This window comes from Kitasatospora sp. NPDC001159 (genome assembly GCF_053598235.1).
On record NZ_JBSFJV010000055.1, the window covers coordinates 42,788 to 56,315 of the forward strand.

13 protein-coding genes are annotated in these 13,528 nt (G+C 72.4%); 7 read left to right on the plus strand and 6 right to left on the minus strand.

Translation table 11 applies throughout. The features are described 5' to 3' along the window. Positions 1 to 32 precede the first annotated feature (32 nt). On the plus strand, positions 33 to 194 hold the full coding sequence (locus ACWC9T_RS25575) for a hypothetical protein (RefSeq protein ID WP_449823377.1): 162 nt from the start codon (positions 33 to 35) through the stop codon (positions 192 to 194). 41 nt (positions 195 to 235) lie between these two features. After that, on the plus strand, positions 236 to 2,056 hold the full coding sequence (locus tag ACWC9T_RS25580) for a CocE/NonD family hydrolase (protein WP_449823378.1): 1,821 nt from the start codon (positions 236 to 238) through the stop codon (positions 2,054 to 2,056). On the opposite strand, the gene ACWC9T_RS25585 is transcribed toward ACWC9T_RS25580, so the two are convergent. Further along, a complete protein-coding gene (locus tag ACWC9T_RS25585; RefSeq protein ID WP_449823379.1) occupies positions 1,996 to 2,343 on the minus strand; it encodes a hypothetical protein in 348 nt (115 codons plus the stop codon). The genes ACWC9T_RS25580 and ACWC9T_RS25585 overlap by 61 nt on opposite strands. A gap of 120 nt (positions 2,344 to 2,463) precedes the next feature. Between ACWC9T_RS25585 and ACWC9T_RS25590 the strand changes: the two genes are divergently transcribed. Then, on the plus strand, positions 2,464 to 2,973 hold the full coding sequence (locus tag ACWC9T_RS25590; protein WP_449823380.1) for an inorganic diphosphatase: 510 nt from the start codon (positions 2,464 to 2,466) through the stop codon (positions 2,971 to 2,973). A 24-nt stretch (positions 2,974 to 2,997) separates the two neighbouring features. Here ACWC9T_RS25590 and ACWC9T_RS25595 read toward each other — a convergent pair whose 3' ends face one another. Next, positions 2,998 to 4,281, minus strand: a complete 1,284-nt coding sequence (locus ACWC9T_RS25595; RefSeq protein ID WP_449823381.1) for a pyroglutamyl peptidase — start codon at positions 4,279 to 4,281, stop codon at positions 2,998 to 3,000. Between the two features lie 69 nt (positions 4,282 to 4,350). Between ACWC9T_RS25595 and ACWC9T_RS25600 the strand changes: the two genes are divergently transcribed. The 3 genes from ACWC9T_RS25600 (at position 4,351) to ACWC9T_RS25610 (ending at position 7,564) form a co-directional block, all read left to right on the plus strand. Next, entirely contained in the window at positions 4,351 to 5,535 is a 1,185-nt protein-coding gene (locus ACWC9T_RS25600; RefSeq protein WP_449823382.1) for a cytochrome P450 family protein, read from the plus strand. Between the two features lie 93 nt (positions 5,536 to 5,628). Beyond that, positions 5,629 to 6,654 (plus strand): TerD family protein, encoded by a 1,026-nt coding sequence (locus tag ACWC9T_RS25605; protein WP_449823383.1) that lies wholly within the window; start codon positions 5,629 to 5,631, stop codon positions 6,652 to 6,654. 262 nt (positions 6,655 to 6,916) lie between these two features. Then, positions 6,917 to 7,564, plus strand: coding sequence for a hypothetical protein (locus ACWC9T_RS25610; protein WP_449823384.1), 648 nt, complete (start codon positions 6,917 to 6,919; stop codon positions 7,562 to 7,564). Between the two features lie 163 nt (positions 7,565 to 7,727). Here the strand turns inward: ACWC9T_RS25610 and kdpF are convergent, their stop codons facing one another. Then, positions 7,728 to 7,817 (minus strand): K(+)-transporting ATPase subunit F, encoded by a 90-nt coding sequence (kdpF, locus tag ACWC9T_RS25615; protein WP_037830997.1) that lies wholly within the window; start codon positions 7,815 to 7,817, stop codon positions 7,728 to 7,730. Positions 7,818 to 8,143: 326 nt separating this feature from the next. Then, positions 8,144 to 9,271 carry a universal stress protein gene (locus tag ACWC9T_RS25620; protein WP_449823385.1) on the minus strand — a complete coding sequence of 376 codons (1,128 nt, stop codon included), beginning with the start codon at positions 9,269 to 9,271 and terminating at the stop codon, positions 8,144 to 8,146. Between the two features lie 319 nt (positions 9,272 to 9,590). On the opposite strand from ACWC9T_RS25620, the gene ACWC9T_RS25625 reads away from it, so the two are divergent. After that, entirely contained in the window at positions 9,591 to 11,144 is a 1,554-nt protein-coding gene (locus ACWC9T_RS25625) for a Na+/H+ antiporter (protein WP_449823386.1), read from the plus strand. A gap of 316 nt (positions 11,145 to 11,460) precedes the next feature. Here the strand turns inward: ACWC9T_RS25625 and ACWC9T_RS25630 are convergent, their stop codons facing one another. Then, on the minus strand, positions 11,461 to 13,140 hold the full coding sequence (locus ACWC9T_RS25630) for an FAD-dependent oxidoreductase (protein WP_449823387.1): 1,680 nt from the start codon (positions 13,138 to 13,140) through the stop codon (positions 11,461 to 11,463). Beyond that, the gene (locus ACWC9T_RS25635; protein WP_449823388.1) at positions 13,137 to 13,421 is read right to left on the minus strand and encodes a UBP-type zinc finger domain-containing protein; all 285 of its coding nucleotides are present in this window, start codon (positions 13,419 to 13,421) and stop codon (positions 13,137 to 13,139) included. Before ACWC9T_RS25635 ends, ACWC9T_RS25630 begins: the two co-directional genes overlap by 4 nt. Positions 13,422 to 13,528 lie beyond the last annotated feature (107 nt).

Here is a 13,528-nt window from a genome sequence, read left to right on the forward strand (position 1 = left end):
AACTCCGTGAGACGAGAGAGGCCGGGGCGTCGATGAGCAACCAGACAGTGCACCACTCCTACGAGACCGCCGAGGTCGGTGACGCCCCCGTGGTGTCCGCCCCGGACGGCGCCGAGGTCCGCATGCCGCCCTGGCCGTGGACGGGCACCGAGGCGCGGCCCGAGGCAGGCCCCTGGAAGGCGACCGCCCGGTGAGGCGGGGGACGCTTCGCCGTTCGCTGGCGACAGGCCTCTCGGTGCTCACGCTGCTGGGCCTCGCGGCGGCCCCGTCCGTGGCCGCACCCACTGTCGAACCGCACCTCCAGTCGCGCTACGTCACCATGCCCGACGGCGTCCGCCTCGCCGTCGACGTCTACCTCCCGCCCGGCACCCTGCCCGGCGCCAACCTGCCCACCGTCCTGGTCACCCAGCGCTACTGGCGCGCCAGGGTCCAACCCGGCCAGCCCGGCGGCACCAGCGGCGCCGCCGAACTGTGGAACGCCCGCGGCTACGCGTACGTCGCCGCCGACCTGCGCGGCACCGGCGCCTCCTTCGGCACCCTGACCTCCGAACTCGGCTCCGACGCCGTCGCCGACAGCGGCCCGCTCAGTGACTGGATCGCCGCCCAGCCCTGGTCCAACGGCCGGGTCGGCACCACCGGCACCTCCTACGGCGGCGACACCGCCATGCTGGCCACCGCCCTGGGCAACCACCACATCGCCGCCGCCACACCCATCTCCTACGACTTCGACCCGTACGAGGACCTGGCGCGCCCCGGCGGCCTGCTGATCGAGCCCCGGCTCGCCCCGTACGCGCTGATGCTGCGCATCCTCGACCAGGCCGGTGGCACCACCTGCGAGACCAGCGAGGAGACCCGGCAGCTCTGCGAACACACCGGCCTCACGGGCCTCATCCCCCGGCCGGTCGACGGCCCGGACGGGCCGGCGCTGCTGACCGCCGCCCGCGCCGAGCACGCGAACAACGCCAACCTGGTTGCGATGGCCCACACCGGCGCCTACCGCGACTACCGGGACGGCCCGCAGAGCTGGACCGTCGGCAGCGTCGGTGAGAAGGCCGACGAGGTCGAGGACGGCGGGGTACCGGTGCTGACCCGGGCCGGCTGGCTCGACGCGGGCACGGCCAACGGGGTGCTCTCCCAGCTCACCGGCCTGTCCAACACCCAGGACGACTGGATCGGCCCGTGGAACCACGGCTCCGGCTGGTTCGCCGACCCGTTCCAGCCCGCCCGGCCGCTCACCGAACCGGAACACGACCAAATCGACCAGCGCACCTACGCGTTCTTCGACCGCTACGTACGGGACGGCGCCCACCCCGACGGGCAGCGGCAGGTGCACTACTACACCTTCAACGAGGGTGTCTGGCGCACCACCACCCGCTGGCCGCTGCCCGGCACCCGCACCCGGCGGCTCCTCCTCGGCGAGGGCAACAGCCTGAGCCGGGGGAGGAACGACGACGGCGACCGGCGCCCCGGCTCCGACCTGCTGCGCCTCGACCCGACCGCCGGCACCGGCCCGTTCGACCGCTGGAACACCAACCTCAGCGGGGACAAGGTCAGTTACCCCGACCGGGCCGCCGTGGACGCCAAGCTGCTCAGCTACACGACCGCGCCGCTGACCGAGGACACCCGGGTCACCGGCAACGGCAAGGTCACCCTCGACGTCACCGGCCTGGCCGGCTCGGCGCAGGGAGCGCTGCACGTGTACCTGGAGGACGTCGCACCGGACGGGCGGGTCACCTATCTGACGGAGGGGCAACTCGCCCTGACCGACCGTGCGGTGGCCGACCGGGACGACAATCCCGACTGGCGCAGGCTGCGCACGCCCCGGACCTACGCGGCCGGTGACGCCGAGCCCTTCCCGCAGGGCAGGGCACAGCGGGTGGTGATCGACCTCCAGCCGGTCTCGGTGCTCTTCCGCGCGGGCGAGCGGATCCGGCTCACCGTCGCTGCCGCCAACCCTGACTCCTTCCAGCTGCTCCCGGCCGACGGGCAGGCCGGCTACCGGATCGGGTACGGCGGGGAGCGGGGGTCGGTGCTGGAACTGCCGGTGGTGCGGTGAGCCGCTGAGGCGTGTCTGAAGCGGGGTCGCTCGTCCGGGGCCAGTGGGTGCAGCTCGCCCAGCACGGCGTCGTCCAACTCCTGCCCGACCGCACGCAGCACCCCCGCGTCCAGCACCATCAGGGTGCCGTCCGGCAGTACCCGGCCGGTGGCGTCGACGCAGCTGAGCTCGCCCCGGCCGTGTACCTCCCACCCGTCGCGTCGCGCCGGCGGCCCCTCCGGACGCCCCTGCGGCCGACCGCCGCGCTCGCGTCGGTGGTCCGTGACCGTGACCCGCCAGCTCCCCATGGCGCGGATGCCATCGGTTGACCCCGAACGGCGGGTGTCGTTTCGATGGCCGCCTACGGGGCCCTGACGGCGGACAATCTCCCCAGGACAATCTTCCCAGGATCCGAGGAGGAGGCGACGGTGGAGTTCGCGGAGTTCGAGGTCGTGATCGAGATCCCCCAGGGGTCCCGGAACAAGTACGTGATGGACTTCGACGCGGGCCGCATCCGCCTCGACCGCACCCTCTTCACGGCCACCCGCTACCCCACCGACTACGGCTACGTCGAAGGCACCCTCGGCGGCGACGGCGAACCCCTCGACGCGCTCGTCCTCGGCGGCGAGCCGGCCGTCCCCGGCTGTGTGCTCACCTGCCGGGCGGTCGGCATGTGGGTGATGCGGGACGAGCGCGGCCCGGACCAGAAGGTGCTCTGCGTTCCGGCCCACGACCCGCGCTACGCCGACCTGCGGGACGTCGGCGACCTGCCGGAGTTCGACCTGCTGGAGGTCACCCACTTCTTCGAGGTGTACAAGGACCTCGAACGCGGCAAGTCGGTCGAGGGCTCGCACTGGGCGGGGCAGGAGGCGGCGTACGCGGAGATCGCGTGCTCGCGCACCCGGGCGGCGGGGACGCGCTTCGCCCTCCCGGCATAGGCGCACCTGATCGACGTCCGCTCCTCAGAGCCTCGCGCCGCGCAGGATCGCCCCCACCTGGTCCGAGATCGCCGCCTCGTTCCGCTCGAACTCCGGCGACGTGACCCGCGCCTGGTCCGCCGGGAGCCCGGTGAGGACCGGGGTGTGCAGGTGCCCGCCGGGGAGGTCGGGGGCGAGGTCGAGGCGGAGGCGGTTGGAGCGGTAGGCGACCTCGTTGGAGAGGTAGCCTCCGCCGCCGCCGGCAACGGCGCGGGAGCAGGGGGTGGGGCCGTCGGGGCGGACGACGGGGGTGGTGGAGCCCTCGGGGATCTCGGTGACGGGGGTGTTGAGGAGGACCGGGTAGGGCTGCTGGACGGCCGTCATGGCGTCCGTGGGCAGGGTGGTGTGGATGAACTCGGGGCCGTCGGCCAGGCCCGGGGCGTCGACCGGGTGGTTGCGGGTGCCGCCGGAGAGCGCGCCCACGTTGTCGGTGGCCGGGTCGGCGGAGCGGGCTCGGCCGGCCCAGGCCTCCAGGGTGAACTTTCCGGGGTAGCCCTGGCTGATGCTGGTGATCAGGTCGGCGGACTGCGGGCCGGGCAGCAGGCGCGGGCCGAAGGCGCGCTCCACGATGCCGTCGTTGAAGTCGCCGTAGCGCACCGGCAGGACGACGGCCCGGACTTCGGCGGTGCTGCCGTCGACGAGGGTGATCCGCTGTCCGTGCAGTTGCAGGACGGCCGCGCCGGAGGGGTTGGCGCGGCGTGGTTCGGTGTCCAGACCGTACGGGTCGAAGCCGCTGACGAAGATCCGCCGGATGCCGGGGTCGCCGGTGAAGCGGTCGTCCAGACCGCGTGAGGCGTCCTCGAGGCGGGCCCGAAGGCCGGCCTGGTCGACATCGAACTTCGGCTGCCAGCGGGCGAGTTGGGCGGTCATGGCGAGCCTGGTCCAGTACAGCGGGCGGTCGTCGCGGGCGGACAGGTCGCCGCCCGGCCGGCGGCCCTGGGCGCGGTCGACGCCGGCCTGCCAGAGCGCCCGGCCCCAGGCGTCCACCACCCGCTCGGCGCGGTGGGCGTTGCGGGCGGCGCAGAGCGCGGCCGGGAAGCCCGCGAGCAGGTCGTCGAGGCCGGAGCGCTCGGTGAAGGTGGCGGTCCGGGCGTCCTGGAGGCGGGCCTGTTCGGCGTCCAGGGGCGCGGTGGTGGCGGACCGGCAGCCGGCCCGGTCGGCGTGGGCGGCGGCGGGGACCAGCAGGGCGGCGAGCGTCCCGGCGAGGACGGCGGCCAGGGTGGCGGCGCGGCCGACGGTACGTCTGGTGGCACGGCGAAGCTGTGTCATGTCCACCGACAATAGGTGTCGGGCTGACGCCCCGCCAGAGCGCCCGTCCCGTACCCGTAGGCTGACCGGGTGACACCTCTCGACCCGACCGTGAAGTCCCTGATCGCCGACCCGTACGGCACCTACGCCAAGCTGCGCGCCGAGGCGCCCGTGCAACGGATCGTCGGCCCGGACGGGCTGCCCGTCTGGCTGGTGACCCGCTACCCGGACGTCCGCCAGGCGCTCGCCGACCCCAGCCTCGCCCTCGACAAGGCGCACGCCGCACCCGGCAACTACAAGGGCCTCTCGCTGCCGCCCGCGCTGGACGCCAACCTGCTCAACATGGACCCGCCGGACCACACCCGGATCCGCCGCCTCGTCTCCCAGGCCTTCACCCCGCGCCGGGTCAGCGCCCTGCGCGCGCCGATCGAGCGGGTAGCCGAGCAACTCCTCGACACCATCGAGCCGTTGGGTCGCACTGACCTGGTGGCGAACTATGCCGCGCCGCTGCCGATCACGGTCATCTGCGACCTGCTCGGCGTCCCCGAGGACGACCGGTTGGACTTCCGCTCCTGGACCGACACCCTGATCACCCCGGACCCGGCCCGACCCGAGCAGGCCCGCGCCGCCGTCACGTCGATGCTCGGCTTCTTCACCGGCCTGATCGAGCGCAAGCGCACCGAACCGGCCGACGACCTGCTCTCCGACCTGATCGCGGTCCGGGACGAACAGGACAGCCTGAGCGAGGACGAGCTGACCTCGCTCGCCTTCGTGATCCTCTTCGGCGGCTACGAGAACACCGTCCACCTGATCGCCAACGCCGTCCTCGCCCTGCTCACCCACCCCGAGCAGCTCGCCGCCCTGCGCGCCGAGCCGGAGCTGATCGCGGGCGCCGTCGAGGAGTTCGCCCGCTTCGACGGTCCCGCCCCGCTGGCCATCCGCCGCTTCCCGCGCGAGGACGTCATCATCGGCGGGGTCACCGTCCCGGCGGGCGAGACCGTGCTGCTCTCGCTGGCCTCCGCCAACCGCGACCCCGAGCAGTTCACCGACCCCGACCGGCTCGACCTGCGCCGTCGCGAGAACGGTCACCTCGCCCTCGGCCACGGCATCCACTACTGCCTGGGCGCCCCGCTGGCCCGGATGGAGACCTCCCTCGCGCTGTCCGCGCTGCTGCGCCGGTTCCCCGACCTCGCCCTGGACGTCCCGGTCGGGGAGCTGCGCCACCGGCCCGCCATCCGGGCCCGTGGCCTGCTGGAACTCCCGGTGCGGTACTGACGAGGCCCTGGTGCTGGAACCGGGAACCGGCGTGACATCTACAGCGTTGTCGTGGTCGAACAGCGTGTTTCGGACGGTAGTGGAGGAAACCCCATGAGTGTGGCCCTGGCGAAGGGCGGCAACGTCTCCCTGGGCAAGCAGGCCCCCGGGCTGCGGGTGGTCCGGGTGGGCCTGGGCTGGACGGCCGGTGGCGGGTACGACCTGGACGCCAGCGCGCTGCTCTGCGGGGCGTCCGGGAAGGTCCTCACGGACCAGCACTTCGTCTTTTTCAACAACCTGCAAAGTCCGGACGGCTCGGTCCGCCACCAGGGCGGCAGCGGCACGGGTGACGACCGCGAGCGGATCGAGGTCCGGCTCGCGGAGGTCGCCGCTGACGTCGAGAAGATCGTCTTCGCGGTGGCGATCTACGACGCGGCCCAGCGGCGGCAGACCTTCGGGCAGGTCCGTGGCGCCTACATCCGGATCGCCGACGCGGACGGCGGCGCCGAGGTGGCCCGCTACGACGTGCGGCCGGAGGCCGGCAGCGAGACGGCGATGGTGTTCGGCGAGCTCTACCGGCACGGCACGGACTGGAAGTTCCGGGCCGTCGGGCAGGGGTACGCCTCGGGGCTCGGGGGCATCGCCACGGACTTCGGCGTCGACGTCCTGCAGCCCGTGCCCGCCGTGCCGACGCCCGCCCCGGCTCCCGTGCCCGCCGCCCCTGCGGTGGCGCCCGCTGTTCCGAAGACCCAGCCAGCAACAGGGAGTTCACCCGTGACGTGTTTCTTCGACCCCTCGCACGGCTACGGTTCGACCGCCGTGCTGTGGCAGCCGCAGTGGGGCGTGCCGCGCCAGGTCGAGGCCTGTGCCACCTGCGCCCAGCGGGTGCAGACCACCGTCCCGCCGTTCTACACCCCGCCGCAGGCCGGCTACCCGCAGCCGGTCCAGCAGGTCCAGCAAGGCCACCCGCAGGTGCCCGGCCAGCAGGACCAGGGCCGGCGCTTCGGCACCGGCGCGATGATCGGTGCCGGCGCGGCCGGCCTGGTCGGCGGCATGCTGCTGAACGAGGCGCTGAGCGACGACGAGCCCCACGTGGTCGTCAACAACTACTACGAGGACGATGACGACTCCTTCTTCTAGGCGATCGCCCTGAGGCCGGCCGGAACCGCGCTGCCGGTTCCGGCCGGTCAGCCGATGACGACCGCCATCTGGCCGCAGGTGGCGTAGCCGCCAGGTGCCGCCACAGGTAGTCCACCCGGGCGATCGCCGGGTGGCCGGCCGCCAGATGGTCCTTCAGCACCGAGGTGGAGAGCCCCGGAGGAGCTGACCCGGTGACACCTGCTGTCGGTGCGGTGCGCTTGAATGGGGCCCCTGCACCGCTCTGACCGGGGGAGATGGACCGATGACCGCGACCGACACGACCGCCGCCACCGATGCCGCGGAGGTAGCCGACGGGCCGCACGCCGAGCTGCTGGCCGCCGCCAGGAACCCCACCGCGGCCTGGCTGGAGTCCTGCTTCGGCGAGGGCACGCTGTGGCGGCCCGAGACGCTGCCCGAGGGGCTGGAGTCGGGCACGGCCCGGGCGTTCCTGACCGAGGTCGGCATTCCGGCCGTCGAGCTGGACTTCGTCGGCTACGACTCGGCGGACCTGCCCGAGCGCGGCATGTGGGAGGCGGACACCGAGGAGCTGTACGCCCGTGACCCCGAGGACGACTCCCCGGCGGGCCTGGCCTACTGCGTCGGCAAGTTCGACGACTGGCACCTGATGGTGGACGCCGAGTGCGGCGTCGTCGAGATCTACAACTCGGACGGCTGGACCACCGGACGCGGCCACGGCGGCTGGGCGGCCGATTCGCTGCCCGAGGTGATCGGCGCGCTGGGGCTGCTGGCCGGCTTCGAGGAGCGGATCGTCAACGGCGACGCTCAGACCGCGCTGGACGAATTCGAGGCGCTGGTGGCGCAGTTGGGCCAGGGACCGGACAAGTCCGACCTCTGGGTGGGGCTGCTGGAGAACCTGCGCGAGGAGTACGAGGAGTTCGACGAGGACTGACCGGCGTCCATGAGCCGACGGCCGCACAACGCACTTGCGACTCTGAGGTGCTTGGCGGTGGTGAGGAGCTTGGCGATGTAGTCGCCGAGGGGGCGGTAGCACAGGGCCAGCGCGCCGACGAGGGCGAGGGCCTGCATCCAGCCCGCGAGAGTGGAGCTCATGATCAGAACTTCTCCGGGAAGATCAGCGCGACGACGAGGTAGCCGACGAGAGCGACGGCGACGATGAGACCTGCGAGATTCTCGGCGCTCACAGCTTCTCCACCCCCTTCGCGACCAGAGCGATGACGGCGAACACGGCAACCGTGAGGCCGACGAACACGAGATCGAGCATGAGTTCCACCAGGTGGGGGATATGGGGGACGCCGCAGGCACTGGCCGGAGGCGTGCGCGGCACCGGCGGAGGAACCGGCAGAGGGCAGCAAACCAGCCATATGGAGCGCGTCATAGTTTCCTGACGCCTTCCATACGGGTGATTCGGAACCTTGACGCGGCTTTGACGGCGGCGTCATGCGGGCGAGACCAACGGGTGTCCGAAACGTTTCCCGTGGACGACCCGGCCAGGCCGGAAAGGTCGTGGTCAATCCTCTTCGCGAGGCCGGTGACGGTGCAGGAACCGGCCATGGGCGGCTTCGGAGTGGGTGACGACGTAGACGTCGATGTCGTCACCGGAGCCCTCGATGATGGCCTCCCCGGTGCCGCGGCTGAACAGGCCCTTGAAGCGGCTGCGGCGGGTGGCGCCGATCACGATCTGGGAGGCGTTGACCTGCCGGGCGAACGCCAGGACCGTCTGCGCCGGGTCGCCGCCGGTCACCGTGTGCCAGCTCCCGCCGAGGCTCTCCACCAGGCCACGCTGGTGGGTCAGCAGCTGCGGGGACGCGCTGGCCAGCCCGTCGTCGCGGGTGACGTGGACGGCGAGGAACTCGCCACCGGCCCCGCGGGAGGCGGTGCGCTTGGCCCGCCGGATCAGGGTGTCGCCCTCGGGCCCGCCGGACAGTGCGACCAGGACGCGTTCCCGAGTGCCCCATGGCTGCTGGATGCCGTGGTCGTGGCGGTAGCGCAGCAGGGCTTCCTCGACCCGGTCGGCCGCCCAGAGCAGGGCGAGCTCCCGCAGGGCGGTCAGGTTGCCGGGGCGGAAGAAGTTCGTGAGCGCTGCGTCGATCCTCTCCGGCGGGTAGATGTTGCCGTGCGCCATCCGCCTGCGCAGGGCCTCGGCGGACATGTCGACCAGTTCGATCTGGTCGGCTCGGCGGACCACGTCGTCGGGGATCGTCTCGCGCTGGCGGATGCCGGTGATCCGTTCCACGACGTCGTTGAGTGACTCCAGGTGCTGGATGTTGACCGTGGAGATGACGTCGATTCCGGCCTCCAGGAGTTCCTCCACGTCCTGCCAGCGCTTCTCGTGCCGGCAACCGGGGACGTTGCTGTGTGCCAGCTCGTCGACCAGTGCGACCTGCGGGCGACGGGTGAGCACCGCGTCCAGGTCCATCTCGGTGAAAGCACACCCCCGGTACGGCATGGTCCGGCGGGGTACGGTCTCCAGGCCTTCGGCCATCCGGCGGGTCAGCGGCCGGCCGTAGTCCTCGACGTACGCGATCACGACGTCGGTCCCGCGTGAGGCACGCCGCTGCCCCTCGGCGAGCATGTCGTACGTCTTGCCGACCCCGGGAGCGGCCCCGAGGTAGACCCGCAACCGGCCGCGAGGCATCACCGCCGTCCTTCCCGGCCGCCCGGTGGAACCCGGTACGGGCTCGGACGCCTCCGCCGCAGGTGAGCCCTGCGGCTGACCACCTCCGTCTCCATGGTCGTCCTCACACGTACGGAGCCGCACCGGGAGACCGGCTGCGGCGCTCGCGCCCCGTGTGCGCGGACCGTGTTCCGGGCGACGTGGGAATATGCCCTGCCACTCCCCGCTAATGTCCCGATAAGATGGCCGCAGGTGTGCCGGGAAGCCTGGTCGGCTCGGGGGACGACTGCGGCGATCGGCGGCGGTGACCCCGTTCGTCGTGATGAGGTCTTTTCCGCCGATGCGCGTTGTAGGGATCGTTCTCGTCCTGGTGGTTTTGGCCACGACCGTGGCCACCTTCGCCCGGCGGCTGCGCATGCCCGCGCCCTCGCTGCTGGTCCTGGCCGGCGTCGGGGCGGCGCTGATACCCGGTGTCCCCGCCCTGCACGTCCCACCGCAGATCATCGGCATGGTGGTGCTGCCGCCACTGCTGTACGCCTCCGCGGAGGAACTGTCGCTGCGGGACCTGCGGACGGTGTGGCGGCCGGTGACGATCCTCTCCTTCGGCCTGGTCTTCGCCTCCGCCGCCGCTGTCGGCTTCACGGCCGTCGCCGTGGCTGGACTGCCGCCCGCGATGGCCTTCGTCCTCGGTGCTGTGCTGGCCAGTACCGACCCGGTGGCGGTCACCGCGCTCGGCCGCCGACTCGCCCTGCCCGGGCGGGTCCAGGTCCTGGTGCAGGCCGAGAGCCTGTTCAACGACGCCACCTCGCTCGTCCTGTTCAAGGTCGCCGTCGGTATCGCGGTGGCCGTGGGCGCCTCGGTGAGTCTGCCCGAGGCGGGCGGGGAGTTCCTGCTGCTCGGCGGGGGCGGCAGCCTGGTCGGTGCCGCCCTCGCGGGCCTGGTCTGGCTGGTGCGCCGCCGCACCACCGACCCGGTGCTGGAGACCGTGATCGCCCTGGTCACCCCGTACGCCGCCTACGTGCTCGCCGAATCCGTGCACACCTCCGGCGTCACCTCGGTCGTGGTCGCCGGGGTCCTGCTCGGCCGCTCCGGCCACCGCCTCACCGACGCCCACATCCGCCTCCAGCTGCACGCCGTGTACGCGGTGGTGGTGTTCCTGCTGGAGAGCGTCGTCTTCTCCATCGTCGGCCTGGAACTGCCGACGCTGGTCCGGGACCTTCCGGCTGGCACTGGCCTCTGGCCGCTGCAGGCACTCGCGCTAGCCGCCGTGTTGATCGCGGTGCGGGTGCTGTCCACGCTGCCGCTGACCCGCGCGATCAAGCCCACCCAGGGCCGCGGCCGACTGTCCTGGCGGGTTGCCGGCGTGGTCACCTGGGCCGGTACCCGCGGCGTCATGCCGCTGGCCGCCGCCCTGTCCATCCCGCTGGTCACCGACGACGGCACCAAGCTCACCGGACGACCGCTGGTCCTGGTGCTCACCACCTCGGTCGTCGTGTTCACCCTCGTCGTCCAGGGCCTGACCCTCGCCGCCGTGGTCAACCGCTCCGGACTCGCCCTCGAACCCGAGCACACCGCCCGCGAGGAGGACGACGCCCGCGACGCCCTCAACCGCGCCGCCCTCGACCACGTCGACCACCTCGCCACCCTGGAGGCCATGCCCGACACCGCCCTCGACCGGGTACGGCGCGGCCTCACCGCACGCCTCGACCGCAATCCCGAAGCCCCCGACGGAAGCACCGCCGACGCCGCCTACCGGCAGCTGCGCCACGAGGTCATCGCCGTCCAGAGCACCGAGCTGCACCGTCTCTACGACGAACACCGCATCAGCGACACCACCCGCCGCCGCCTCCAGCACGACCTCGACCGCGAGGAGGCCGCCCTCGGCACCCCGTGACCCGTCGGCTTCCGCAGGGGAGGTCAGCGGCGTCGTCGAGGTGGCAACACCGAGGTGAGCGTCGCGCACACGGTCGCCCCGAAGAGGAGTCCACCCCATGGCGCCGCACCAGCAGGGCGGTGCATCACCATCCCGCAGGCGACGAGGCTGAGCCCACCGCACACGAGGAAGAGGACGAAGGCGCGAAGTGCCGACCGCCACCTGTGGCGGGCCATCCCTGAGGTCACGGAAGGGATTATCCACATGAGGCGGCAGGTGTCGGAGCCGGGTCCTGCCAGGGGGCGCCGTGCGTTCATCGCCGGACATCGGCAGTGCGTCAGCCGTCCGACCGGTAGCGGTGGATGAGGGCGACGGCCATGGCGCCCTCGCCGACGCCCGAGGCGACGCGCTTGATCGAGTGGGCGCGCACGTCTCCGGCCGCGAACACGCCCGGGACACTGGTCTCCAGCAGGAAGGGGACGCGTCCCGGCGGCCAGGAGGCCGGCGGTTCGCCGGAGCTCATGAGGTCGGGCCCGGTCAGGACGAAGCCGCGGTCGTCGCAGTCCACGACGCCGTGCAGCCAGTCGGTGCGGGGCCGCCCCCCGATGAAGGTGAAGACGAAGTTGGCGGGCTCCACGGTCCTGCGGCCGGCAGCGTCGTCCAGGAGAGTGATGTGTTCCAGCCGGTCCCTTCCGTCCAGCGCGAGGACCCGGGTGGTGAGGCGCACCTCGATGTTCGGCGCCCGGCGGATCTCGTCAACGAGGTACCGGGACATCCCGGCTTCCAGCGAGTCACCCCGTACCAGCACGGTCACCTTGGCCGCGTACCGGGAGAAGTGGATGGCGGCCTGTCCGGATGAGTTGGCGCCGCCGATGATGTGGACGTGGTGCGAGATGCATGAACTGCTCTCGGTGGTCGCGGCCCCGTAGTACAGGCCCGCGCCCTCGAACCGCTCCGCGCCTGGCACCTCCAGGCGGTTGTAGGAGACCCCGGTGGCCACCAGCACGGTCTCGGCGCTGATCTCGGAGCCGTCGGCCAGCGTCAGGATCCGGGCGGGGTCGGCCCGCCGGAGCCCGACGACGTCCACCGGGTGGAGCAGTTCCGCGCCGAAACGGGTGGCCTGGCTGACCGCGCGCCGGGCGAGGTCGCCGCCCGACAGCCCGGCGGGGAAGCCCAGGTAGTTCTCGATCAGGCTCGACGTCCCGGCCTGTCCGCCGGGCGAGTCGGCGTCCAGCAGCAGCGTGGACAGGCCCTCCGAGGCCGCGTACACACCGGCCGCGAGGCCGGCCGGGCCGGCGCCGACGATCACCGTCTCGTAGTGCGGTCGGGACGCGGTGGTGGCCAGGCCGAGGCGGTCGGCGAGTTCGGCGGTGCCGGGAGCGGAGAGCGGTGCTCCCTCGGGGAAGACCACCAGTGGCAGCCCGGCCTGCGGGTGTTCGGCCAGCAGCAGCCGGGCCTCCGGGTCGGTTTCCGCGTTCAGGAAGCGGAAGGGCGCGCCGTTGCGGGTGAGGAAGTCCCGTACGGAGTGCGTCCCGGCGGAGACGGGGTGCCCGACGACGCGGATTCCCCGGTAGGCGGGACGGTACGCGGCGGCCCAGTCGGAGAGCAGGTCGTCCAGCACGGGGAAGAGCCGCTCGGCGGGTGGGTCCCAGGGTTTCATGAGGTAGTAGTCGAGCCGCACCCTGTTGATGGCGGTGATCGCGGCCTCGGTCTCGGCGAACGCGGTGAGCAGCACGCGCTTGGCGTCCGGGTAGCGGCTCACGGCCTCCAGCAGGAAGTCGACGCCGGTCATGTCCGGCATCCGTTGGTCCACGAGGAAGAGCGCCGGGTCCTGTGAGCGCTCGTCCAGGGCGTCCAGGACGCTCAAGGCCTCGGTAGCGGACGAGGCGCTCAGCACCCGGTAGTCGTCGGCGTACGCGGAGCGCAGATCGCGGCGGACGGCGCGGAGCACCTGGGGATCGTCGTCCACCGCGAGGATCACCGGCTTCCGGGCCGGGGCGGTCGCGGCGGTGGTCATTCGACGGAGTCCAGGAGGAGCCGGTCGGGGAAGCACCAGATCCAGCCCTCGCCCGGCTGGTGGGAGGCGATGAGGGGGTGGCCGGTCGCCTCGTAGTGGCGGCTGGCGTGCTTGTTCGTCGAGGAGTCGCAGCAGCCGATGCGGCCGCACGTCAGGCAGCGGCGCAGGTGGACCCAGTCGGCACCGGTCGCCAGGCACTCCCGGCAGGAGGCCGGTTCGGCAGGGTCTGCGGGCTCGACGGGCTCGACGGCGATCGCGTCGAGGTGGGAGCAGGTGAGCATCGGAGGTCCTTTGGGTTGAGGGGCGTTCGGGGTGCGGGGAACCCCGGAGCCCGGGCGAAGATCATCGAGGCGGAGCGGCCGGGCACCCGGTTCGCCGATGTCGCCGG

Coding starts and splice junctions, on each gene's coding strand:
- ACWC9T_RS25595 (WP_449823381.1), bottom strand. CDS start 4,281: ATGACACAGCTTCGCCGTGCCACCAGACGTACCGTCGGCCGCGCCGCC.
- ACWC9T_RS25585 (WP_449823379.1), bottom strand. CDS start 2,343: ATGGGGAGCTGGCGGGTCACGGTCACGGACCACCGACGCGAGCGCGGC.
- ACWC9T_RS25635 (WP_449823388.1), bottom strand. CDS start 13,421: ATGCTCACCTGCTCCCACCTCGACGCGATCGCCGTCGAGCCCGTCGAG.
- ACWC9T_RS25575 (WP_449823377.1), top strand. CDS start 33: ATGAGCAACCAGACAGTGCACCACTCCTACGAGACCGCCGAGGTCGGT.
- ACWC9T_RS25620 (WP_449823385.1), bottom strand. CDS start 9,271: ATGCCTCGCGGCCGGTTGCGGGTCTACCTCGGGGCCGCTCCCGGGGTC.
- ACWC9T_RS25610 (WP_449823384.1), top strand. CDS start 6,917: ATGACCGCGACCGACACGACCGCCGCCACCGATGCCGCGGAGGTAGCC.
- ACWC9T_RS25605 (WP_449823383.1), top strand. CDS start 5,629: ATGAGTGTGGCCCTGGCGAAGGGCGGCAACGTCTCCCTGGGCAAGCAG.
- ACWC9T_RS25630 (WP_449823387.1), bottom strand. CDS start 13,140: ATGACCACCGCCGCGACCGCCCCGGCCCGGAAGCCGGTGATCCTCGCG.
- ACWC9T_RS25625 (WP_449823386.1), top strand. CDS start 9,591: ATGCGCGTTGTAGGGATCGTTCTCGTCCTGGTGGTTTTGGCCACGACC.